The following is a 23,591-nucleotide window of genomic DNA, read 5'->3' on the forward strand; positions in this document are numbered from 1 at the left end:
AATTAAGAGTTTATGTTTAATGTTTTAGTAGAAGCTTCTTCAGAAGGTTCTGTTTCTTTCCATTCAATTTTTATAGTAATTTTGTTGCTTTCGCCTTTTGTTTTGGCTTTAACTGCAAAATTTAAAAGTCCATGTGGACTCAATTGAATTTCATCACCGTTGGTTGAAAGGTTTATTTTACCGGATTCAAATCCTTCTATAAGTGATTTTAAAAAATTGCCGATTGTTTCAGAATCTTGCAGCGATTCGAACAAAAATTTTTTTTCAGCTGTCATTTATTGGCTCCGTTCTGCCGCGTGCAGTGAGTATTGTTTATTAAGATATCAGGATAAAATTATATATTGCTTTAACAGTGGTGCACTGTATCAATGATGAGTAAGCATTTCTTTGCAATTATATGATGATCCCGTTACGAAGATGAAAATAATTACCCAGCAAGCCTTGTTCTGTATTCATCAATTACAGACTGTCTGTTTATTCCGGCTATGATCAGTTTTTTCCTGATATTAAGGTCGTTCCAAGCTGGTTGCATACCAATTTCACGAGCTGCTTTTGCCGGATCCTGTGTTTCGATTGATTTAGTCTTTTCACTCATGTGGCAGTCGTCTCCCATGAAGATCAAAATTTCTTTATTACCGGGGCGGCGGTTGATGTTCTGCTCGTTTACAACTGAAATCAGAAATTCCGTATAACGCTGAGACTGAGGATTCCATACCTCAATTCCGTCCACATCATATTTAGCCAGCAGTATGGGCCAGAATTCTTCAGGATGCGGTATTACTACGCATCCGCCGAGAGCTCGTGCTTCTTCGATTACTTCAGTGGCCCTATAGAAAAATTTCAAGGAAAAATCTTTTTTAACAAGCGACTTAACCGCTTTTAGATAAGCTTGAATTCTATTTATGGAGGTGTCTCCGTATTTAGGCCGCAGTGCATCAAAGAAGTTTTTGATAAGCTTGTTTTTAACTGAATCCTTTGGAATATCTGACCAGTTTTCATCAAGCATTGTTTGAATTTTGGTTACATACACTTTTACCATTTCAACCAGATTCTCATCCGCTCCTGTTTCGCGTGCAGCCTCATGGACCCTTTTTTCATCCGGCTTAGTGATGGAATCCATAAATTCGAATAACTGTGATGTGCGATACTTGAACGTGTGAGCCAGCATTGATTTCAAAACATGGGCCTTTTCAACCTTTTCATTTTCAAAATGAAGAAGCAGTTGAATTTTCTGGTTGAAACCGCTGGCATAGCAATCAACTTCAACACCTGTGTATGGTCCGTAACTCATGAGTTCATTGTGCTGCGTGGGGATCAATAATTCATCTTCTCTGTTAGGAAACATGATATCTATCCGCTTTGAGATAAGATCCATGGGAATAAATTCAGGATGCCAGTGCACTGCAAGAACTTTTTCCTGTCTATGGCAGATTTGAGAAGGATTTACGATTTGTTCAATTTGCCAGTCAGCTAATTCAATAGAAGTAACTGCAGAGAATATAGCACGATCTTCATCTGTTATTTCCGGGGTGACTTCAAATTCTTCAAGGCAAACACGGTTTGTTTTCATTTTAATCTTCTCTATTTATGTTGAGAATGGCAGTGGGCTTTAATACTGTTTAAATTGTCACATGTTTTATGGATTTCTTCAATGTTATTGCTATCCAGTGCCATTTTAAACTCTTCACAGGCTGTAATATATTCTTCATAATATTCGTCGCCGTAACCTTCATACGTTACCATTAATTTTGAGTCTTCAAGAAACAGGCTGACAACTTCTTTCGGGGGGAGTGTCCCTGCGTGAACGTCTTTGAATATGATCTTGAAAGTATCTTTCATCCTTTTTTTTAAGCTGGAGTATTTAATTTTTTGCGGAAGACCGTCAGGAGTTTCCTGTTCTTCAGACTGTTTTGCGGGTTTTGCCTTAATTTTGATAGTTGTCTGTTCCTGATTATGGCTGATATTTATTTTAAGCTTTTTAAATCCGGCTATAACTCCGAAATAGGGCATGTCTTCCGATTTTCCGGTTTCAATTGCTTCTGCCATCTTGCGCAGAAAGTCTGGAAGTTCATCCGGTTTGATAAATTTTTCAATCTTGCTTTCGTTGCCCATGTGTATTCTCCAGTTTTTGATAGCGGGGTAATCTTGTATGATAATTGCCTACAATCTTATAGATTATAGGGTAACATTATTCAGTAAATGTTTCGGGAATGTTACAATCGTGCAACTGCTTAAATTTGGGGGCAGAAAGCAATTCCGATAATATTACACAGAAAAAGGCTTGGTTTGCTATCCCTAATATTGTGGCGGGCAGCTTTAATTATGACAGTATAGTAAATAAAAACGACCTGATTCTTATGGGAAGATTCAGGTCGTTGAAGGTATGTTTAGAGCTATAAATTAAGTATGTTATGATTAAAAATGTTTAGTTGTCTGCGATAGCTAATTCTTCCAGATTTTTTTCTGTTTCGTGCTCAAGTGCGGTTTTAATTTTCATGGCAATTTCTTTTTTGCGCTTAAGATCAGCCACTTCTTGCGGGTTGTCTTTAGCCTCTTCAATTTTAAAATCATATTTATAAGCAACACTGATAATCTGGTCCTTTTCAACCAGTTTGGTTGCAATAAAAACGATTTCTTTTTCAGAAACCGGCTGTTCTCCTGAAAAGTCGAGGTCCCGGTGTGCTTCAACAATCGTGGCTACTTCGGAGTATCCTAGTTTTCTAAGTGCTGCCCCGGCAAGTTGCTCATGATCAGGACCATGACCGGCAACGTGGCTCAGCAATGCGCCGGCCCTGATCAAGGCAATGTAGGGGCCGCTGTCACGTAACCATTTCAGGTCGCGTCCTATTCGCAAAGCTACCTTACAAATAAGTTCGGCATTTATAAGCTGATCTGCCGGAAGTTTAAAAACTTCTGTCAGCAATCTTTCGCATTCTTCTGCATTCGGGATATTTTTATTCATGTTCCACCTTTAGTTTTTTGATTGGTGGCAGAATCTCAGAATTATTGACTGCTATCAAGCAAATTCAGTCATTATGAAACTAATATCCGATAACATGCCGGATTAGAAGGATTAACTTTAGATTGAGTTGATAGTTTTTGATTAATTAATCGTAATTTATGGGCTAGATATGGATAATTTTTGACTGTCCTAATATTTGTTTTCAATTATATACCTTTTTCTATATAATAAAATTGGTTGTTTTAAGTTGACCTGAGGTTTAATTGATAATATTACGCTATACAAATAATGCATTAGTTAATTAAATTATGATTTCAACATGCTTAATGTTTTTTAGAAATTTCATATAGGCTTAACGTTATAAAGGGATTGTATGGAGAGAAAGATGAATTCAAGCAAATATCATGCATGTTTGTTCTTGCTCATAATTTTTTTAGGATTTGCATGTCCCGTACAGGCGCGAGTTGTTACTGTTGTTTATGATGATTCTAAGAGTATGTTTGGCGGTTTTACTCTTAATATAAAAAATAAAAAAATCCATGCTAATCCCACCGATCGATGGGTATATGCCAATTATGCCCTTCAAACTCTTGCAGCCCTTATGCACAAGGAAGACAAATTATATGTCGTAAGGATGAATGCCTTTAATGAGGTCTCAGAATCTGAAGAAAAGTCCGCAAAGGTTGTAAAATATCTTGGGACTGAAGTGTCAAAGGCTCTGCGCGATATTATGAGCTATGGCTGCGGAAAAACTACTCCGTATGGATCCGTTAGCTTTGCGGTGGATTGTTTTCTTAATGCTACAGATAAAATGAATAATCACGGCAAGTTCAATGATAATCAGCTGAGAAGAGTTAAAGAGAAGCGTAAGGATTGGTTGATAATTATTACTGATGGGTCATTTGACGGAATGTCTGATGGATCGGCTAAGGCAAAAGCTGAAGACATTGAGAAATATAAAGAAAAAGCAGGAAAAGATAGCAGGGTAATTTTTTTACTTATCGGCGCAAAACCGGATGAAAGTCTTTACAGTAAATGGAGGCAATCCGTTGGTGGGCATGTGGAAGAGTTAATAACTGTTCAGGCTGCAGAAGGCGGTAAAGATATTCTTGATGCAATGAAAAAAGTTGCAGCTATAATTGAAGGTCGTGATGCAGGTGAGGATAAGTTCAGACCTAATTTCTGCGGTGATACATTTGACTTTGAATCACCATATCCACTGCGCCGTGTCAGTGTTCAGCAGCAAATTGAAGGGATTAAGAATTTTTCCACCCCTTCTATCCTTAGGTTGCCGGACGGAAGCGAAACGCCTTTTAGCCATTTTGAAGTTGAAAGTCCTCATAAAACTGAAATAACCACATTATTCGGGCAGAAGCTGGATAACCGTGAAGCGCGAGATATAACGGGAATTATTTCTACCGCCGGCAGCAATGAAAAAGTTATGGGAGCTGGAATTTATCAAATATACTGCCCGGGTAATTTTACAGATTATACAGTTAAGAATCTTCTGATTGAAACATCAATAAACTTTCAACCTGTTCTGGAGGTTAAAGGTGTCGGAATTAAAGAAGAAAATGAGAATAATAGTGGTTATGATTTGTGCAGAGATGATGAAATAAGGCTTCATGTAAAATTTTCAGATTATAAAAGTAACCAGACATTGAATTTTAATGAGGATCAAGCTGGTAAGATCGATGTTCACGTTCTCGATAGTGATATGAAAAAGATCGGAGAATCATTTGCTTATGACAATCGAGCAAGTGAGTTTATTTCAAATTGGCAAAAGGTTTCAGCTATAAAAGGGCCTCTCGATCTAAAAGAGATTTCAATCAGAGCTGTATCACATGGATATTTTGATTTGAAATCAGATGTATTTAAAATTAAAGCAGAAAAACGCTCGCGCAATGTTACCGCAACTCTCTATCCTTCAACTGTGAATGTCCTGTATAAATTTTGTGATACACCAAAAGAAGTGGCTTCAGTTTCTGTGAATTTATCTAATGTTCAGGATAAGAGCAGAGTAAAATTGACCGCCCGGGATATTCCAAAGGGAATAACAATAAGCTCACAAGAAGATTCAGATTCGACAGGCTATTCCGCTGAGACAGCGTATTCAATAGGCTCTCCTGTTACAGTTTATCTGTATCGCGATAAGCATTTCAATCTTCCAGCCCCTGCTGAATTTTATTTAGAGATTCAGTTTCCCGATGACCCCGCTTTGAGAATTTCTAACGTAAATACAAAAGTTAAGATTCTCCCGCAAAAAAGAAATATAGAGTTTGTCCCTGATAGAGCAATTTGGAATGGCAGTGTTGTCGCCACACAAAATGTTCCTCCATTTATTTTGCGGCTCAGTGAAAATGGTAAATTCATCGATTTAAATAAGGAAAATTGGGATGTTAGTACTCACTCTGATTGTGAAGCTGGATTTCAATTAAGTCATAACCCGGAACTTAACGGAGATTATGCTGTTACCCCTGATTTCGGTTCGCTTGTTCCTCCTTTACCTGCATCAGCTGGAGAATTTCCTGTCCAGATTAACTGGCAGGGTCCATTCCCCGGTGAAACCTTTTCATCAACTATTGTGCTGTCAATGATGGATTCAGATTTGCTGACAAAATACAGGTGGTTGGCTGGTTTGATTTTATTCTTTTTTTGCATGGTTTGGTTCATCTGGAGGTTGCTTACTAAGAGAAGATTTACACGAGATGCCAAGATTAAGTTTAAAACAACTCGCAGTGACGTTCCTCCCAGGGTTCAAACAATATTTTTAAGGAAGAAAGGGGTCAGTGTTTTTTTAAGCAGATGGCTTTGGCCGTCAACCGCGGAGAAAATTAATGTCAGGGGTGTGAATTTTAAAGCAGGAGATAATTCTGCAAGCATTGTTATAGCTAGACACAGTCAAAAGCGAACTATGTACATGCATGGAGTGCCTCTGGATTCTCCAGGTCACAAAGACCAAGGCCTGCCGCGCGGATCAGCTCTTGAAGATCGCGGGGACTATGTAATTAAAGAATACTATTATGAATAGACAAGACAACTACGGAGGTTGATGTGGAGTTCAATACAGTTCCTACTCTTCTTATCGGTTTAGGCGGAATCGGTTCACAGGTCGTCGATATGATCTATGGAAAAATTCCTTCGAGTATGCACGATAGAATTGCTGTTCATGCTTTTGATACCAATATTAATGATATTGATAAATGTTCAAATTTGCGAAATTTAATTACACAGACCAGCACTAACTGGACTGTTGGTAATTATTTAGAAATTGCTGACAACTCCGTAAACGAATGGTTTCCGAGCGAGGTCAGAGAACTTAAACGCAAACTTCTGACTGATGGAGCAGGACAGGTCCGATGTGTGTCAAGGCTGGCGTATCGTGCTTCAATTGATGACGGGAAACTTGAGAAGCTTCGCTCTCAAATCCGGGATATTTTTCAGGCGCGTGGCGACCGGGCTATGCCGAGCGTCAGGGTTATGATTGTAACTTCTTTAGGAGGCGGAACAGGGTCAGGTATTTTTTTGCAGACCGCAATGTATGTCCGCGATATTCTGACCCATGAATTTCATAAAAATGCTGTGCTGGTCCGCGGTGCTTTTTTGCTTCCAGATCCTTTGATACAGAGCGGCGTTCTTGATAAGAACCACCATGAAAATGTTCGTGCGAACGCCTACGCCAGCCTTAAGGAACTTAATGCGATAACTATTAATGCCGGAGCTGACAGTGATAAACATAGCGGAGCAACGATAGAGTTGGAATATAAGCCGCGCCAAGTCGATATCAACGGCAGGCAGTCACATGTTGTCACCGATATGAATCTTCCTTTTGATTTTTGCTTTTTATATGATTTTGAGAATGAAAGAGGGGAAAACCTCAAATATCTGGATAACTATATCAACCAGATGGTTAAAACTATTCATCTTCAGCTTTTTTCTCCTCTCAGCGGTCCTTCCTTTTCCGAAGAGGATAACTTTATTCTTGGGCTGGTCAGCGAAAACGGGCTCAACCGTTACTGCGGAGCCGGTGTTGCCTCGCTTGTGTTCCCTTACGATAAGCTTGTCAGGTATTGCGCTCTTCGCTGGGCTGATGAAAGCTTTTCAAGTGAATGGCTGCGGCTGGACAAAGATTACGAGGAAGAGCTTAAGCAATACGAAAGGGACAGACAGGCCGGTGTAAACGGGGAGCGTCCTAAAATTGGAAAGAGATATATTTCTCTTGTTGATAATTATGCAAATGACAACAACCCTGATCCCTTCTTTTTAAGCATACATGATGCAGTTCATATTCCCGGTGAGAGAGCAATCGATACAAGACCCCGTTCTCAATTATTCCTTGAGAATGTAGATAAGTTGATTGAGCAGATCGTAAAGGATGATAGAGATCTTAATGATATGGAGCAGGTATGTGTTCTTGATGATGGTCGGCTTAAAAGAAGTGATGAAGCTGCCAGTGAAGTTGAGGATATGGAGGGTCATCTTCTAACATATCAGCGTCAGGTGTTTGTTTCAGTACGCAGTCATAAAAGTTTTATTATCAATCAAACTATAAGAAATGGGAATGATAAGGTAAGTACTTCAGAATATAATCTGAGTTATTGGATGCTTAAACGTCCGACACCTCTTCATCCGGTTGCAGTGCGTTATGTTTTGTACAGTTTGGAGGATCTGCTTGATTCCCGTTTGAAAAAAATTCGTGAAGGAATCACTGCCGTTGAAAAAAGTATCGATAACTATAAACAAGCTTATAATGTGAGTTCCAAAAGAGATGTTGTTGAAACAATTGAAGACCGGTTCAGGGATATTGAAAACGGATCATGGTTTTCAAAATTATTGGGCGGCAAGTTAAAAGTTTTAATTAATGAATACAAAGAAAAGTCTTCCAGGCAGCTTAATGCACTTAATGTATATAGATTACTCAAGCTTAAGGAACTGGTTTATGAAGAGTTGTTAAGCTGTGTGCGTGATCTTTTAAGAGACTGGAAAGATTATTTTGACCAGTTACGTTCGATTAGAAACGGTTTGCAAAAAGAACTTAGAGATTGCACGAACGATAATGAACGTAATCAGGATTCAATGAATGTTTATATACTCGCCTCTGCAGAAGATAAAGAGAGTATGTGGAATGAATTGCGTACTTCAGTTGCAAGAAGCAGTGAGTTGCCGCCTGATTTTCTGGAAAAGATTTATGACGATAGATACAAAAGATTTTGTGAAAATCATTTCGGTACTAACCGGGACAGATATTCCAGAGGCCAAAATTTCGGCGAAGAAATTGTTTCATGGTGTGAAACAGAAATTAAAAAATCAGGCCGGTTAAGCTATAATATTCTCGAAGCGATTACTGAAGAAGCACGGTCCAGAAATATTGATAATGATGAACATTTAAAAGAACGGATTGCAACTTTAGGTCGCCTTGCTTCTCCTTTTGTCCCTGAAATATCAAAAGGACAAGTTCAAAATCAGGAGTATTGGGGGATTAATTCCGGTACTCTTGATAGATATTCAGAAGATTGGATCAAAGATAATTTCGGAGGAGTCAGCAGGCTTGTACGGGATGATTCTTTTCCAGAAACTGAACTGATAAGATACACGGCAAGATATGGATACCTTGCCTCTGATTTTACCAAATTTAAAGCTTCAGAACCAGGGTCAAGTATGGGAGACGGTTCTTACCATACTGCCTATATGCGCAGAATCAAAAAACTTGTTGCCGGCGGAGAGACCGTTACCCCGCATTTGGATAAACGCTGGCACCTTCCTGCATATATGACTGATCTTAACAGTATTAGAGGAGAAGGCGACCTTAAAATGAGTGATGAAGCCTTCGTACTCGGGCTGGTCTTCGGACATTTTGTAAACCGAACTGAAGGTCGTAGATCATTATGGGAATGCCATACAAAAGACAGTGCCGGGAGTGAGACTATTAAATTGGTTTACAAGGGAGGAGCTCCAGTATCCGGCGGTTTGTATGATTTGTATGAAGCGCTCCCTCATAATCCTGCTCTTGTTAATTCAATATCCGACTGGGCCAATGCTGAAATCGGCAAGCTCCCTTCCTGGCGTTCAAGCGATGACGGGAAAATGTCTTTCAGTGAAAGAAGTGTTCAAATTGTCAAAGGTAAATTAACTATTCTGGATGCTATAGCAAGCTTTGTAAGTGAAAGACCTGCCACGGCTGAAGCTGAACTCGAAAAGACAACCGTACATCTTATGGATGTCTTGTTCGATTTGATCCTAAGGGCAAAACAAGCCAAGAACGGCAAAACGAATGAAGTCAAAAATATGGATGAAACACTGCAGGAAATTAATGACCTTTTAGTAAATTCATCAATTTATTCACAGTTTGTTTCTGAAGGAACTCGGCTCGCTCGAAACTGGAATGTAAAGGTGAAAAGTTATCAGAAAAGTCTAGAAGACATATTTTAGATCTGATCTTTGTTCTGGCTTACATACAAGACATCTTATTCTATAATAAAGGGGAATGTCTGTGCATACTGTTGTGCTTGATTTGTATGGTGAAATTCCGTCTATGGCTGAATTCAAACCATTTTTGTATCCGCTTCTGTCTTCCGGAGAACTAAAAATGTTTTGGGAAGAGCGTAACTCTGAAAAACCTGTTAATTACGAACTCAGTTATAGAAAACTTTTGCAACATTTGCGCAGGCTTTCTGCAAGTAATTGGCATTTGATAATTATGCTTGGTGTTTCGGAAGATACGAGCTGCTATGATGAGAATGAAAATTTATGTACGGGCTCACTTGCTGACCAAATTACAAAAATTCAAAACTATTTGCTTGCGCGTCTCAGTGGTAAACTTGCACCTATGCGTGTCAGTTATATTGTCGTCGATCCTATCCGTCGGCAGGGGCATACTAATGCCCCTATTGATAAGCTAGATAAGTCATATCTGCATTGGGAGATGGATACTTGCGGTTACACTTCATTAAATAATATTCCGTGTACTTTTCGCAAGCAGGACATTGATGATCTTGAAGAGTTAAAAACCGAGATAGATTTCAGTAAAGAGACAACAAGTGAAGGGTTTGGCGGTCTTAGCAGTGAGTTGCAAAATAAGTTAACTGCTTGCTGTGAAAGATATATTGAGTGTGTTTCTTCTGCCGTCTGCAGAGTCGCCCTTGAATGGGAAGACCAGCCGGCAGGAAATAGGGTGAACATGTATTCACGCGATAAAGAGTATTTATCAGTTAAAAAAGCGTTAACTCTCAGTAGTAATTTTGAAGAAACACTCTGGTCCAGAATACAACTTGATCCTGAATCCGTGAACAGCATAAGGCCGGAAATAATATTTAAAGAACTTTTATATGATTATTACAGCGTTAGTGGAATTATCAATGAACGAAGTTGCTGTGTCAGGGTACGGCAGGCTGATTTCAGTGCTCCGCGGCATGATTCAATACAATTCAGAGTTGGAATTGTAATCCTTCTTCTTCTTGAGATAGGTGAAGACGACAATATGCTTGGTCCAAAGAGTTTTCTTTCTTTAGGGAACAATATTGATGTTAATATTGAACTGGCCGGCAATATGATTGATCATTATTTGCATGCTCTTGAAGCCGCTAAAGACTCAGTTAAAATTGACAGTACTCGTGCTATACAAGGCAGCTTTACTCTGCAACGGACTCCTGAGGTTCATTTTGAAGAACCTAAACCAGTAGAACTGCCAGCTCCTCCTGCAACTATTTATTTCAAAGATTGGAATAATTGGTGGGAAGATGTAAATTCTTCGTTAAGCCATGAACGGGATCAATATAAAAAATTAGATAGGGAAAATGTTTTTCTACTTAAAAGAGCTAATAAAAGTATTGAAATTGTGGATATTGATAATATTGAAGCCGCTTTGGATCAATTTAAAGAAGACCGTGAAACTATGAAAAAGGTGGTAGCTAATAAGGATTATCTAGATTTTAATATTACATGGAAGAGAGATACACAGGACTTGATAGATAAGTTGAAATACAGAACAGAAATCTTTTCTGGAGTCAGGCTGCTTTTTTCTTACGGAACTATTCTTACGGTTTTTGTCTTGTTGATGCTTTTTTTGGGAGGTGGAGGGGGGTACCTGTATTACATGCTTGGCTGGGGAATGCTCTCACTTTTGATCATGGGGATTTGTTCTTTAGGCGCGAAATTGAAATTAAAGCGTGTGCAAAATGAGTTAAAAAAAATAGCAAGTTCTCATAAAAAATACTTAAGTGATATTTTAAAGGGTAACAAAGAGCATTTGAAAAAACAGTGTGAGTTTTCAGCTGTTGCAAATAATTATCGTAAACTTTTTAAAGAAGTAAATCACGAACTCCGCCGGAAAAGTTTAATTTTGTATCATGCCAATAAAGTTGCCGACCATATTGAATTGATGCGTCCTCTGGCTGATTTATGGAAAGCAGATGAGCCTATTCTTAATTCAAATGAATTCGCAGATGAAATTTTTTATGATCGTCCTGTTGTTGATAACTTAATATATTCACCGTCCACATTTATTCCTGATGCGGCTTCATATAGTCTGGAGGTTAAACACGGGCTTACGAATCCTTCTGTAACTTATTTCCCGTTCAAACTGGTTGCCCTGGAAGAAGACGGGATGTTTGAAGGAGGAAGAAAAGATGTATAGTTCTTTGCCGTTTATTATAGGTTTTGCCGGGCTTATAGCCGTGTGGGCTTTTTCTTTACCGCGCAATAGCCGTTACAGAATGCTCCCATTAGTTTATCTCATTTTCGGAATAACAGTATTTTTTTATTCTTTTCTTAGAGTCTTTCCTGAAGTTCTAAGCAGCTTAGAAGGATTGTTCGGGGATAATCCTCAAAATAAGCAATTTTTTATTTTATATTTTAACGCCGGTTTTATCGTAACTTTTGCAGTGTTTATGGCTTTTTTCAGAGCAGGTGGATGGGCTTGCAGGATAGTTGTGCGCTCCCAGAAGAAAACTAAATTTTTTGCAGCGTTAAAAAAAATATGTTCAAACGAAGCGGTTAATGGCGACTATTCGCGGTCAAAAGATAAGAAGATTCCTTTTGGATACAGGAAAGGATTACAAAACAAAATTCTGATGAATCCTGAATTTAAAATATGGGGAATATTTCTTAACATTCTGGCCCTCTTTTTTATTATTGCATCGCTTGTTGCACATGTAGTTGCTCCGCAGGGTCTGCTTGATTCTACAGTTCTTAAATATCCTGTATTGTTGACTTTAACTTTTATGGTTACAGGGCTTTATTTTTCAGGGCTCTGCAGAGAAAGCCGCACTAAACTTACCAGCGAGGATGGTTCAGGCGGACTCTCCGGCAAGTGCGGGGATCTATACGACTCAATCGGTAAGGTTTTCAGGTGCAGTATTCTATTTGCCAGCGGCTTAAATAGCAATAAGGCCAAATACTTTGCAGACCAGTCCTCGCTGATAACTGATCAGCGTTTAGTTGCAATCATAAGGGCTACAAGTGGCTATTTTCCACGCGGGTTTAGTGAAATGCATCGAAAGTTGCTTGAAGCTTTATGGCGTGGAAAGGATCTGCTTGTTGTGGCCGGAATGTATGATGAAATTTCGCCGATCCTTTTTTCAGGTATCCAGTATGATATACAACGACTTAATAGGATTGTTGTTTTTACCAGTTCCTTGCAGGGCTCCAGACAACGGAAGGAAGAAGAGGCATGGCTGAGCCGTTGGCTTGAAGATGGTTCCATTTATTCCAAGAATGCAATTGCAATGGTCGGATTTGAAAACTTTACTGGTCAGGAAGATGTTCTCATTACCAGTCCGCATGAGCTCCTATTAAAACGTTTAGATTCTGAAACTGTAAGGGAATGGGTTGAACAGGTTAGTAAAATTATAGTGCTTAACATTGATGAAAGTGTTTTTTCAAACATTCTGCCTGCCGCATCAATTCTTAGAATTCTTCGTGATATTTGCGGAGAAGATCTGCAGATGATTTACCTTACAGACGATTATGACGCTTCAGTAAAAGTTGTTGCAAGAGCTTACCTTGGCGGACATCCTGAAAAATATACATTCAGGGGTAAAAAACCTGAATCATATTGTTATAGATTTTTTGATCTGAACGACTCCAGTAATTATCTTACAGCTCTGGGCGGGATAAGTGCTTACGTTGCGCCTGAAAACAGCCTTGCCGCATTTATGCTGTCTTCAGGCGTATATTCAGTTCAGCTGCAAGGGTTTAATAAAACTGCATGGAACGAGTTTGTCAGTCGGATGGATGATGTTGAACTGGGAAGTTTAAACAGAGGGGCTTACAGCAGCAATGTTGAAATCAGGACTAGACCCATGCTTGGGAAAATAAGTGATGCCGCTATCATTATCTCCCGCGATGATTCGTATAATCTGCCTTTAACTCTCAGTAAGACTCTGGAGAGTTCAAATGATCATTTGATGGCGAACATCTTCAGTCCGCGTTATTTGCTGCGTGATTATTTTCTTGAATATCTGGATTTTTATTTGGAGAACCCTCTGCAAAAATTTGCTCCTTTACTTAGCCGAGACAAGACAGGAGTGGCTCTGCTTGTGTATGAACGACTCTTAGTGGAAGAAATGGATGAAAAAAGTATCCGTCAGTTTGTGGATTCTTTTTTTTATGCGGATGAGCTGTCTGGAGCTACTGTTGATGATAATCTTCGAGCAGTGTTTGATTATGCGTATAATAAGAAGTCTGATATTTCTTCATATTTTACAATCAGGGATGAAATGGTTTTTGATGATGATGCAAATGATTTTGTTCCGGTTGCAAAATATAAAATTTCTCGGCAAATGTCAGAAGACTGGGCTATGGCTCATAGGCTTACTTTTAAATTTAAAGATCCCTCAGGGAAAACTATTAAAAAAGCTTTCGGGCATCAGATTGTGCAAAATTGTCTGCCAGGTCAGGTGCATTGTTATAACGGTGAGGCATACAGAATCTCGTCAATCAATATAGCCGGTAAATTTGTAAATGTTGAATATGTCCTGCCGGATGACGAAAGAAGCTACAGACATAAGGTTAAAATTGAATGCCACGGGTGTAACGAAGTGCTTGCCCGCGAAAATGACGGTAAAAATGCTGGCAGTTATTATCTGGACAGTACTATTGAAGATTGTTTTTATTCAATTAAAACGGAAGGATATTTTGAATTTAGTGATGGCGTTAATCTCGGGGAGAATAAATATAAATATATCCCGATAAATGATCCATTAACCCGCACCATGATTCATGGCAGACGTTTGCGTTGGGAAATTTCATCGCTTGAATCACTGCCTCTTGATGTAGATTCAAAAATATCTTTTACATTTGCAATTTTGGTTAAAGAGATGCTGCAGAGTATGTTTCCTGATCTGCATCAGTATTTGCATGTTATTCCAGTCCGCCAGCCCGAAATTGCAGGTGATCCTGTTGCTGAGAATTTACAGTTGGCAACTCGCGTGTCCGCTTTGCCAGAAGTAGAAGACATTAATAAAATCGGTGGTAATTTAGGGATAGGAATTGAAATTTTTGAAGATTCTATTGTGGACATGGGACTTTGCAGAGCTATTGAAGCCGGTAAATCATATCTTTTTGAGCTAATCGAAGATTATCTGTTATGGTATGAGAAGCTGGATGATAAACCTAGTTGTTTCTTGTGGTATGGGCAGAAGTCAGAACCTGAAGTGTTTAGGCTTAAGGAGTTACGTGAAATTATTTCATCGCTGATTGATACTCGCCATCAAACAATTCGTAAGCGTAGAGAGGCTTTTGCGCAACGGCCGATTATAACTGAAAATAGTGAGTTTAAATGCTCTTTCTGTGGTTGTCCTGTTTCGAATGAACTTGTGTGGGGAGAAAAGAATGGCAGAAAGTATTGCAGTGTGTGCGAACAATCTAAATGGGTTAAAGATGAAGAAACTTACGAACAGCTTATAGTCGAGATTTCAAGTTGGATGTGCCGCAGGTTCAACTTGAATGGTATAATTGACTCGTGTCATGTTCACATTGTCAGTCCGGAGACTTTGGCAAAATCTGTAGGAACATTACACCCGTGTTTAGGTTCAGCTCCGCGAAATCTTGGTGTTGCTGTTAAAGAAAAGAGCGGCATCATTAGAATTTATATTGAAAATATGATGCCGGAATATATAGCTGTGTCCACGATTGTGCATGAACTGACGCATGTTTGGCAATTTGGTGATCTTGATCACTCATTAAGTGATATTTCGTTGTCGGAACTTGAAGGGCATGCAACGTGGGTTGAGATTGCTTACCTCACTGAAAAAGGTATGGGAGCTTCTTATGTAAAACGACTTGCTGAAGCAACTGATAAATATGGCGAAGGGTATCGGCTGATAAAGCAAGCGATAAGAGGTACGGGTGGCGATCCGTTCAAATATATAAGTAATTTAGTTCCTAAGGTTTAACGGTGCTGTTTTTATTGCAGAAAGGGCCAAATCTTGTGATTTGGCCCTTTCTATTATTTAGCGAAATATATTAGTATACTTATATTTGTATATGCTCTTTATAAAAATCTAGAAAATTTTCAATCAGTGGTGTCACTCTGTCCGGACTCCATATCATTGCCACTTCCATAGGATCCGACTCAGCCTCAATAGGCTTTAGAACAACTCCCTTCGGCATGATGTGTTCTGATCCACAGTCAACAAAAGTCCATCCCATACCTGCCGCTACAAAAATAGTGCCTGTGTGTTTACGTTGATATTTCATTCCAAGTTTCAGTTCCAATCCAGCCTTTTTAAACTGCTTTTGTACTTCTTTAACACGCAGTTGGCAGTAAGCTTCTCTGCTGCAAATATATGGAATAGTCGCCAAATCCTGCAGAGTCAGGATTTTTTTATTCGCAAGATCATGACTGGCTGGAATTGCCGCACATGAAGATGCTCGTTGCACAACTATATGTGATAAATTTTGTATTTCGGTTATATTTAAAGTGATAAAGCCAACATGGCGATTTCCTTCAATTACGTTAGTAATTTGTTGCAGGCTTGTCTCATCATGTAGAACCATCTCTACTTGTGGAAACTTTTTCATAAAGTCTCCTACAATATCAGGGAAGGCAGAGGATAGAGTCAGATAGACAAAGCTGACATGAAGTTTTCCGGCTGTCCCATCGCCCATGGCTTGCAGGGTAGTTCTGGCCCGGGAATCATTTCGCAGCATTTCCTTGGCTTCATCTAAAAAATACTTTCCAGCATCGGTTAACTCCACCTTGCGGTTTGTGCGCTTAAACAGCTGTGTACCAAGCTCTTCTTCCAAACTTTGAATTTGCCTGCTTAGTGGTGGTTGCTGAATATGTAGCCGTTCAGCAGCTTTTCCGAAGTGCAGTTCTTCCGCCACTGCTTCAAAATAACGTAATTGACGCATTCTCATATGATGTCTTTTAGGTATTAATAAGAGTTAAAATGGTATTGGATTTGTATCATAGCGTGCCATACAAAAGATTAAACAACAAGGAGGCATCAAATGAGTTTTAAATTTTTGAGTGTTGTTATTATGTGTTTAATTTTCAGTGTGATTCTTATCGGCACATCATGTTCAGTCTTTGCAGGTGAAGAAAAATCAGGATTGCTTGTAGCTGCTGGAAGAACATGCCATTACTTAGCAGAACAGTCAGAAGGTAAAGTCTATATTGTCTATCCGGATGGTGAACGACAGCTGCTTGCAGAAGGATTTGGAATAATTTCAGGGTTGGCAGCTTCGCATGATAACTCTGTTTATTTAGTTTCAAAGAGTAAAAAAAGGCTTTTCAGGATAGATAGTGGCGGTAAGGTTCAAATGGTGAGAAAAATAGATGATGTTCCACAGGCAATTATTGTGGACCGAGATGGCGCAGTGAAATTTATAACTGAAGATGGAATCAAGCTCGTAGAGGATTGATTAATTGTATGAATAGTTATTTTGCAGAGAAGATAAAAAGAAAGCTTCTTACATTATAATGTAAGAAGCTTTCTTTTTTAGTGGCGTTCCCAAGGGGATTTGAACCCCTGTCGCCTGCGTGAAAGGCAGGTGTCCTAGGCCAGGCTAGACGATGGGAACGCATCTAAAATATGCTAATTTACGTTGTGGCAGGGACACAAGGACTCGAACCTTGATTGACGGAACCAGAATCCGCTGTCCTGCCAATTGAACGATGTCCCTGCAACGAGAAGTTTTTCTATGTGGATTGTTTCATTCTGTCAACAACTTATCACACTGTTTTTGGAAGAATATATAAACTTGTTAATTTTAGTAATATTAGCTGGTTGGTCGTACTTTAAATTTCGATTCTAAAGGTATTTTATACCAATATGGGGTCAAGGTTCTGCTGTATGCAGCTTAGAAGCCTTAAATGGTCTCTGCCGGGCTAAAGTCGGCACGTAATGGTAAGGGTGCATCTGTGAATATAGCTTAAGATAAGTTGTGCCGCAGGTATATGGGGTCTGTGAAAAGAAGTGAGATTTTTGCTTTTACAAACGAAGAAAGGACTGAATCTTACGATTCAGTCCTTTTTCAAATTCGTGGCGTCCCCAAGGGGATTTGAACCCCTGTCGCCTGCGTGAAAGGCAGGTGTCCTGGGCCAGGCTAGACGATGGGGACGCATCTAAAATATCGTACCTGCTTCTGCGAGCCTGATCGCGTTTATGAAGCCGGTTAAGTTGCAGCCAGCGAGACTCTATTGGCGTTAACGAGTCATCACTTTTTTTGATTGGCGTTCCCAAGGGGATTTGAACCCCTGTCGCCTGCGTGAAAGGCAGGTGTCCTAGGCCAGGCTAGACGATGGGAACGCATTAATCAAAATAGTGTTGCTGGCAGGGACACAAGGACTCGAACCTTGATTGACGGAACCAGAATCCGCTGTCCTGCCAATTGAACGATGTCCCTGCAACGAGAAGAGTGTTTATTTGGATTAGCTCTCGCTGTCAATAACAATCTTCAAATATTTTCAAAATAAACTTAAACGGCTCTTGCCATAGCGCGAGTGCGTTTTTTCAGCTTATTGATTTTGCGGCGTAACAAAGAGCGATCCTTGCGTGCTTCAATTTTAACTTTATCTTCACGCATGGTTTTGATCTGACCTTTGATGGTAATGATCTGATCTTTATAAGGGGATACAGAACCTTCTTCTTCAACGATTCCGAGAAATTCTTTAACATTGGCAATAATAGCCGCTTTGTCCATTCCAGAAACGCCGGCAATCAAAGGCATCTTGTTGATGCAGAGTTCGCGGAGTTCTTTGGTGGTCATTTTGTCAAGTGGTTTCTTAAGTGCAAGGCTTTCAAGTGTAATTTTTTCTTCGCTCATGATATTCTCCTTAGTGCCGTCTCCGGCTATGAAATCTTATGAATTTTCAAACAGACGGACGTACTTCAGATAACATCTGCCGACCGCCGATTCTGGATCAAATTTGTCTTTCATCCCGCCAATTTTGCCGGGCTTCTTGATCTTAGGCATTTTGACAGGGATTCGCGCTAATTCGTACCCGTCCAATGGAACCCTGCCGTTTAACAGCTCGAATAGTACTTTGTCAAAGACTTCTTCGCCAAAAAAGGAATTAATTCTGAGAAGAATTTCCGGGGCGAAGTAAGAAAGCTCTTGCGCGGCGACAGAATCCTCCGCTGCAAGGATTAAAGTTGTTTTGCGGTGACCAAGCGGTTTCGCAAATTCAGCAAGTTCTCCCATAAGCTCCGGCCATGCTTTCCACAGCTTCGGAATCATGAGCTTTTTGTCGCCGTCAATAACGGAAACGAACTGTCCCATTGCTTCCCCCATGGTGCGCATATTGCGTTGCCTTGGGTGAAATAATCTTTTTGGAGGTCCTGAATATTTAGTCTTTCTAATCATAAGTCTAATCTTAAAATCTATGTTGATACAATAATGATTGTCTATACATTAAATGGTCAGAGCGCAATATATTCCGTGCAGCTGAGTATAGCAAATTTATAACTATATAAGATACTGTTTATCGGAGTATAGTATTTCTTTTTAATTATGCTTGACTCCGCCGGATTCTGCAGATACTTCTTGTGAATATTGTTATATAAAGATGTTGTTATGTTGTTATCTTTTGTCGTCTTGTGACGAGGTTATGGATGGAAATATTAAAATTCAGCAAAGCTTTATCAGATGAAAGCAGAATTAGATTGCTGGCTATGCTTAGAGATAACGAGCTGAATGTAGGGGAGGTCGTCCAGGTTTTAGGGATGTCTCAACCCCGTGTTTCTCGTCATCTCAAGATTCTGCATGAAAGCGGTCTGCTTGAATCACGAAGAGAAGGGCTTTGGAACTTTTATCGCCTTGCTCAGTCCGGAACCGGGCAGCGTTTTTCTGATTCAATCAGTTGGCTGATTGAGAATGAAGCAGAAGTGTTAGCTGACAAGCGTCGTGTTGTTGAGGTTTTGGCTGAACGCAATATGGAAACACGCAGATTTTTTGATGAGATTGCTGAAGACTGGGAACATCTTCAGCGAAATGTTTTCGGCGATTTCGATCTTAATGCTAAGCTGCTTGGTTTTATGAAAGACAGCTCGGTCGGTGTTGATCTTGGATGTGGTAACGGGGCTTTTCTCAGTCATATGCTGAAAAAGTGTAAATCTGTTATAGGTGTTGATAGTTCACGCAAAATGCTTGAGCTGGCATCCAGACGTATCGGCGAAAATCTTGATGTGAGTCTTCGCATAGGTGAGCTTACACATTTGCCTCTTCGTGATTTGGAAACTGATTTTGCCGTTATTTCAATGGTTTTGCATCATTTACCAAATCCTGACAGAGCTGTTTTAGAAGCCGCAAGGGTTCTGACTCTTGGCGGAAGACTGGTTGTTGCAGATTTTGAAATGCATTCAAATGAAAAGATGCGCACCGAATATGGTGATCGTAGACTGGGCTTTACAGAATCCGAGCTTCGCGGATGGATGGATGAGGCCGGACTCGGCACTGTTACAACTCATCGTTTCTCTGTGCAGGCAGGTCTTACTGTGCTGGTTTACGTTGCAGAAAAACAATAATGGGCGGACAGCCCGTAAAAAACTTGGAGGATATAATGATTAAACTAGATCCTAAAATGGATAACAAAGTCGCTGACATGTCTCTTGCCGAATGGGGCAACAAAGAAATGCAGCTTTCCGAACGTGAAGTGCCGGGCCTTATGGCTCTGCGTGAAAAGTACGGTAAAGAAAAACCGTTGAAAGGTCTTAAAATCATGGGCAGCCTGCACATGACAATTCAGACTGCAATGCTCATCGAAACCCTTGCTGAACTCGGTGCTGATCTGCGCTGGGCTTCTTGTAATATTTTTTCCACTCAGGACCACGCAGCCGCAGCAATCGCAGCAAACGGAACTTCTAAAGTTTTTGCTTGGAAAGGCGAAAGCCTTGAAGAATTCTGGTGGTGCACTGAGCAGGCTTTGACTTGGCCTGACGGTTCCGGCCCTGACCTCATTGTAGATGACGGCGGCGATGCTACACTTATGGTTCATAAAGGTGTTCAGGCTGAAAAAGATCCTTCCATGCTTGAAAAGAAGTATGACAACAAAGAATTTCAGCTTGTTATCGATCGTTTGAAAGCTTCTGTTGCTGAAAATCCAACTAAATGGACCAATATAGCTAAGAAGATCAGAGGTGTTTCTGAAGAAACAACCACAGGTGTTCACCGCTTGTATCAGATGCAGACTGCCGGAGAACTTCTTTTCCCTGCAATCAACGTTAACGACTCTGTTACCAAATCAAAATTCGACAACCTTTACGGCTGCCGTGAATCTTTGGCTGACGGAATCAAACGTGCAACTGATATCATGATTGCCGGTAAGATTGTTGTTGTTGTCGGTTACGGTGATGTTGGTAAGGGGTGCGCTCAGTCCATGCGCGGCTTCGGTGCTCGCGTTATCGTTACTGAAATTGACCCGATTTGTGCTCTTCAGGCTGCAATGGAAGGCTTTGAAGTAACAACAATGGCTAAAGCTGTTGAACGCGGTGATATTTTCGTAACTTGTACAGGTAACTATCATGTTATCACAGGTGAGCACATCGCTCAGATGAAAGATGAAGCAATCGTTTGTAACATCGGTCATTTTGATAACGAAATCGAAATGGCTTATCTTGAAGATAATCCTAAAATTCAGAAGATTGAAATTAAACCTCAGGTTGATAAATGGGTTCTCGAATCCGGTAAATCAATAATCGTTCTGGCTGAAGGACGTCTGGTCAACCTCGGTTGTGCTACGGGTCACCCAAGCTTTGTAATGAGCAACAGCTTCACCAACCAGGTGCTTGCGCAGATTGACCTTGCGCAAAATACTTACGAACCATGCGTCATGATTCTTTCCAAAAAACTTGATGAAGAAGTTGCACGGTTGCATCTTGCCCGTCTCGGCGTTGAGCTTGAAGTGCTTTCAAAAGAACAGGCTGATTATATCAGCGTTGATGTTGAAGGTCCATTCAAGCCAAATCACTACCGTTATTAATTAGAAAAGCGGATTTCAAACTTCTTTGAAATCCGCTTTTAGTAGATAATTATTTATATAGTCCATCTGTTTTAATAGCCTGTTGTTTAAGACGAAAAGGCTATTAAAATGGATGGACTATTATTTTTTTATCAAAATTAACCTTTACATTTAGTATATAATGAGTAAATAGACCTCACCTCAGCGTGACTGGACTCACAGAAATCCTCTTTGCCATTCATTGGTAAATCTATTCCGTATTGAACCGGATTAAGATCAAATTCATGTTCCAGAGCTTCAGATAAATACCCTCCGAAATAATCGGAATACGACCGCCGTCACGCGCCGTCGTTATATATTCTCCTTTCACACCAGGAATACTTGTGAATTTTGATTCATTTTCATTTGACCGGCGCTTAGTCTCCGGAATCAACACTTGCGGCTATACTACGCCAACCCCAATTCAGGTTCGTGCAATACCGGAAGTTCTTAAAGGTAAGGACGTTATGGGACTTGCCCAGACCGGAACCGGCAAAACTGCTGCTTTTGCTTTACCAATTCTACAGCGTCTGCTTGACAGCAACGCCCCTACTCAAGGCCCTGTCCGCGCTTTAGTGCTTGCTCCAACGCGAGAACTTGCTCTGCAGATTCATGAGAATTTTATTTCTCTTGGCAAACAGACTGGCATTCGCAGTGCTGCCGTCTTCGGTGGCGTCGGTGCTAATCCTCAGATTAAAGCAGCCAACAAAGCTACTGTTATAGTCGCATGCCCCGGCAGACTTATTGATCTTCTTAATCAGGGCATGCTCAAACTTGATAAAGTAGAAGTTCTGGTTCTTGATGAAGCAGACCGTATGCTTGATATGGGCTTTATGCCGGATATTAAGAAGATTCTTGCCCGTCTGCCTGTAAATCGCCAGAATTTACTTTTCTCAGCGACCATGCCTCACGATATTCGTGACCTTGCTGGTAAAATCCTTGTTAATCCTGCCACTGTTCAGGTTGACAATACAGCTCCGGCAATACGTGTAGGGCATGAATTTTATCCTGTTCATCCGGGGCTTAAAGCACCCCTTTTGGAAACTCTTCTTGATGTAACTAAATATGAAAGCGTCCTTATTTTTACGCGTACTAAACATCGCGCAAAAAATCTGGCCAGAAAGCTAAGTTTCAGAGGGCATGAGTCTACATTTTTGCAGGGAAACATGAGTCAGAATCAGCGTCAACGAGCACTTGACGGATTTAAAGACGGAACTTTTAAAGTAATGGTCGCGACCGATATCGCTGCCCGCGGAATCGATTGTGAACGCATTACCCATGTTATCAACTTTGATGTGCCTGACACTGCTGAAACATATACTCACCGTATCGGTCGTACCGGTCGCGCCGGTCGCGCCGGAATGGCTTTAAGTCTGGTTACAAACGAAGATGAACGTCTGATGCGGGAAATTGAAAAGATTGTCGGGAAATCAATTGAGCATCGCAAGATTGCTGAATTTGATTACGATCAGCCTTGTAAAAGCCAGCCGGGTCTTGATAGAGCGGGGCGTGCTCCGGCAGCTCCTAAACGTGCTTACGGAGCTGACAAAAAAGAGAGCCGTGGTAGATCAGGAAGACCTTCAGGCAGACCTGCAGGTAAATTTGCCGGCAAGGCTTCCGGAAAGCCTTCAGGTCGTGTAAAACGTTAATAAGAGATGCAATGTTAGGATCGAAATAGTTATTAGAGTTTTTTGTTTACTTTTATAATAATTTCTCTTGACTTCCTCTTTAGGTTAGTCCAAACTCGTCTCTATTGAATCGGTGACCTCTATGAAGGCATCGGTGGAAAGACAGAGATATCAAGGAGCAGCGTAGCATCTTGAGCGCTGTCCTTTTTATATATTAAATGGCACATGGGTGCCATGCATCATCACTTTTTATGGAGAATATTGAATGTCTAAGAACATCTATGTAGGCAACTTGCCTTGGTCAGCTAGTGAAGACGACGTCCGTGCAGCATTTGAAGCTTTCGGTGAAGTCATTTCCGTTAAACTTATTGAAGATAGAGAAACAGGCCGCCCACGCGGTTTCGGTTTCGTCGAAATGGACGATGCCGGTGCTCTTGAAGCTATCGACAACCTTGATGGCAAGGATTTCGATGGTCGTAACCTTAAGGTTAACGAAGCTAAACCTCGCGCAGAACGCCCACGCTGGTAGTCATCAGTATATAGGCAGTATTTCTGCTCT

At 40.4% G+C, this 23,591-nt stretch carries 16 protein-coding genes and 5 tRNA genes; 9 read left to right on the forward strand and 12 right to left on the reverse strand.

Annotated elements, in window-relative coordinates:
* Nucleotides 1-2: 2 nt before the first annotated feature.
* From B9N78_RS10010 to B9N78_RS10025, 4 genes are all read right to left on the reverse strand, one after another.
* Nucleotides 3-275: an amphi-Trp domain-containing protein gene (locus B9N78_RS10010; protein ID WP_085101800.1), complete on the reverse strand. Its 273-nt coding sequence runs from the start codon at nt 273-275 to the stop codon at nt 3-5.
* A 152-nt stretch (nt 276-427) separates the two neighbouring features.
* Entirely contained in the window at nt 428-1,570 is a 1,143-nt protein-coding gene (locus B9N78_RS10015) for a PHP domain-containing protein (RefSeq protein ID WP_085101802.1), read from the reverse strand.
* A gap of 11 nt (nt 1,571-1,581) precedes the next feature.
* Complete coding sequence (locus B9N78_RS10020) at nt 1,582-2,112, reverse strand: GAK system XXXCH domain-containing protein (RefSeq protein WP_085101804.1); 531 nt, start codon at nt 2,110-2,112, stop codon at nt 1,582-1,584.
* A 313-nt stretch (nt 2,113-2,425) separates the two neighbouring features.
* Nucleotides 2,426-2,962, reverse strand: coding sequence for a metal-dependent phosphohydrolase (locus tag B9N78_RS10025; protein WP_085101806.1), 537 nt, complete (start codon nt 2,960-2,962; stop codon nt 2,426-2,428).
* A 385-nt stretch (nt 2,963-3,347) separates the two neighbouring features.
* Here B9N78_RS10025 and B9N78_RS10030 point away from each other — a divergent pair, with 385 nt between their 5' ends.
* Genes B9N78_RS10030 through B9N78_RS10045 form a run of 4 tightly spaced genes read left to right on the forward strand, consistent with a single transcriptional unit; the run spans nt 3,348 to nt 15,354 of the window.
* Nucleotides 3,348-5,993 carry a hypothetical protein gene (locus B9N78_RS10030; protein WP_085101808.1) on the forward strand — a complete coding sequence of 882 codons (2,646 nt, stop codon included), beginning with the start codon at nt 3,348-3,350 and terminating at the stop codon, nt 5,991-5,993.
* A 23-nt stretch (nt 5,994-6,016) separates the two neighbouring features.
* Nucleotides 6,017-9,391: a tubulin-like doman-containing protein gene (locus tag B9N78_RS10035; protein ID WP_085101810.1), complete on the forward strand. Its 3,375-nt coding sequence runs from the start codon at nt 6,017-6,019 to the stop codon at nt 9,389-9,391.
* A 55-nt stretch (nt 9,392-9,446) separates the two neighbouring features.
* Nucleotides 9,447-11,594 (forward strand): hypothetical protein, encoded by a 2,148-nt coding sequence (locus B9N78_RS10040; protein WP_137982521.1) that lies wholly within the window; start codon nt 9,447-9,449, stop codon nt 11,592-11,594.
* Nucleotides 11,587-15,354 (forward strand): hypothetical protein, encoded by a 3,768-nt coding sequence (locus tag B9N78_RS10045; protein ID WP_085101814.1) that lies wholly within the window; start codon nt 11,587-11,589, stop codon nt 15,352-15,354. The genes B9N78_RS10040 and B9N78_RS10045 overlap by 8 nt, the downstream gene beginning before the upstream one ends.
* A gap of 79 nt (nt 15,355-15,433) precedes the next feature.
* Here B9N78_RS10045 and B9N78_RS10050 read toward each other — a convergent pair whose 3' ends face one another.
* Nucleotides 15,434-16,321: a LysR family transcriptional regulator gene (locus B9N78_RS10050; protein ID WP_085101816.1), complete on the reverse strand. Its 888-nt coding sequence runs from the start codon at nt 16,319-16,321 to the stop codon at nt 15,434-15,436.
* A 93-nt stretch (nt 16,322-16,414) separates the two neighbouring features.
* On the opposite strand from B9N78_RS10050, the gene B9N78_RS10055 reads away from it, so the two are divergent.
* A complete protein-coding gene (locus tag B9N78_RS10055; RefSeq protein WP_085101818.1) occupies nt 16,415-16,828 on the forward strand; it encodes a hypothetical protein in 414 nt (137 codons plus the stop codon).
* Nucleotides 16,829-16,909: 81 nt separating this feature from the next.
* On the opposite strand, the gene B9N78_RS10060 is transcribed toward B9N78_RS10055, so the two are convergent.
* From B9N78_RS10060 to B9N78_RS10090, 7 genes are all read right to left on the reverse strand, one after another.
* Nucleotides 16,910-16,987: transfer RNA gene (locus B9N78_RS10060), tRNA-Glu, on the reverse strand.
* 27 nt (nt 16,988-17,014) lie between these two features.
* Nucleotides 17,015-17,089: transfer RNA gene (locus B9N78_RS10065), tRNA-Gln, on the reverse strand.
* Between the two features lie 360 nt (nt 17,090-17,449).
* Nucleotides 17,450-17,527: transfer RNA gene (locus tag B9N78_RS10070), tRNA-Glu, on the reverse strand.
* Between the two features lie 110 nt (nt 17,528-17,637).
* A tRNA-Glu gene (locus B9N78_RS10075) sits at nt 17,638-17,715 on the reverse strand.
* Between the two features lie 22 nt (nt 17,716-17,737).
* A tRNA-Gln gene (locus tag B9N78_RS10080) sits at nt 17,738-17,812 on the reverse strand.
* A gap of 72 nt (nt 17,813-17,884) precedes the next feature.
* The gene (locus B9N78_RS10085; RefSeq protein WP_085101820.1) at nt 17,885-18,232 is read right to left on the reverse strand and encodes a hypothetical protein; all 348 of its coding nucleotides are present in this window, start codon (nt 18,230-18,232) and stop codon (nt 17,885-17,887) included.
* Nucleotides 18,233-18,268: 36 nt separating this feature from the next.
* A complete protein-coding gene (locus tag B9N78_RS10090; RefSeq protein WP_085101822.1) occupies nt 18,269-18,772 on the reverse strand; it encodes a DciA family protein in 504 nt (167 codons plus the stop codon).
* Between the two features lie 248 nt (nt 18,773-19,020).
* Between B9N78_RS10090 and B9N78_RS10095 the strand changes: the two genes are divergently transcribed.
* The 4 genes from B9N78_RS10095 (at nt 19,021) to B9N78_RS10110 (ending at nt 23,561) form a co-directional block, all read left to right on the forward strand.
* Nucleotides 19,021-19,932, forward strand: coding sequence for an ArsR/SmtB family transcription factor (locus tag B9N78_RS10095; RefSeq protein ID WP_085101824.1), 912 nt, complete (start codon nt 19,021-19,023; stop codon nt 19,930-19,932).
* Between the two features lie 35 nt (nt 19,933-19,967).
* Nucleotides 19,968-21,386, forward strand: coding sequence for an adenosylhomocysteinase (ahcY, locus tag B9N78_RS10100; protein ID WP_085102356.1), 1,419 nt, complete (start codon nt 19,968-19,970; stop codon nt 21,384-21,386).
* A gap of 362 nt (nt 21,387-21,748) precedes the next feature.
* On the forward strand, nt 21,749-23,053 hold the full coding sequence (locus B9N78_RS10105; protein WP_085101826.1) for a DEAD/DEAH box helicase: 1,305 nt from the start codon (nt 21,749-21,751) through the stop codon (nt 23,051-23,053).
* Between the two features lie 244 nt (nt 23,054-23,297).
* On the forward strand, nt 23,298-23,561 hold the full coding sequence (locus B9N78_RS10110; RefSeq protein WP_085101829.1) for an RNA recognition motif domain-containing protein: 264 nt from the start codon (nt 23,298-23,300) through the stop codon (nt 23,559-23,561).
* The last annotated feature ends 30 nt before the right edge of the window (nt 23,562-23,591 follow it).

This window comes from Desulfovibrio gilichinskyi (assembly GCF_900177375.1).
GTDB classification, from domain to species: Bacteria; Desulfobacterota; Desulfovibrionia; order Desulfovibrionales; family Desulfovibrionaceae; genus Maridesulfovibrio; species Maridesulfovibrio gilichinskyi.

Excerpts from the sequence above, each read along its gene's own strand:
- B9N78_RS10010 (WP_085101800.1), bottom strand. The coding sequence starts at position 275 with ATGACAGCTGAAAAAAAATTTTTGTTCGAATCGCTGCAAGATTCTGAA.
- B9N78_RS10015 (WP_085101802.1), bottom strand. The coding sequence starts at position 1,570 with ATGAAAACAAACCGTGTTTGCCTTGAAGAATTTGAAGTCACCCCGGAA.
- B9N78_RS10020 (WP_085101804.1), bottom strand. The coding sequence starts at position 2,112 with ATGGGCAACGAAAGCAAGATTGAAAAATTTATCAAACCGGATGAACTT.
- B9N78_RS10025 (WP_085101806.1), bottom strand. The coding sequence starts at position 2,962 with ATGAATAAAAATATCCCGAATGCAGAAGAATGCGAAAGATTGCTGACA.
- B9N78_RS10030 (WP_085101808.1), top strand. The coding sequence starts at position 3,348 with ATGAATTCAAGCAAATATCATGCATGTTTGTTCTTGCTCATAATTTTT.
- B9N78_RS10040 (WP_137982521.1), top strand. The coding sequence starts at position 9,447 with ATGTCTGTGCATACTGTTGTGCTTGATTTGTATGGTGAAATTCCGTCT.
- B9N78_RS10045 (WP_085101814.1), top strand. The coding sequence starts at position 11,587 with ATGTATAGTTCTTTGCCGTTTATTATAGGTTTTGCCGGGCTTATAGCC.
- B9N78_RS10050 (WP_085101816.1), bottom strand. The coding sequence starts at position 16,321 with ATGAGAATGCGTCAATTACGTTATTTTGAAGCAGTGGCGGAAGAACTG.
- B9N78_RS10055 (WP_085101818.1), top strand. The coding sequence starts at position 16,415 with ATGAGTTTTAAATTTTTGAGTGTTGTTATTATGTGTTTAATTTTCAGT.
- B9N78_RS10085 (WP_085101820.1), bottom strand. The coding sequence starts at position 18,232 with ATGAGCGAAGAAAAAATTACACTTGAAAGCCTTGCACTTAAGAAACCA.
- B9N78_RS10090 (WP_085101822.1), bottom strand. The coding sequence starts at position 18,772 with ATGATTAGAAAGACTAAATATTCAGGACCTCCAAAAAGATTATTTCAC.
- B9N78_RS10095 (WP_085101824.1), top strand. The coding sequence starts at position 19,021 with ATGGAAATATTAAAATTCAGCAAAGCTTTATCAGATGAAAGCAGAATT.
- ahcY (WP_085102356.1), top strand. The coding sequence starts at position 19,968 with ATGATTAAACTAGATCCTAAAATGGATAACAAAGTCGCTGACATGTCT.
- B9N78_RS10110 (WP_085101829.1), top strand. The coding sequence starts at position 23,298 with ATGTCTAAGAACATCTATGTAGGCAACTTGCCTTGGTCAGCTAGTGAA.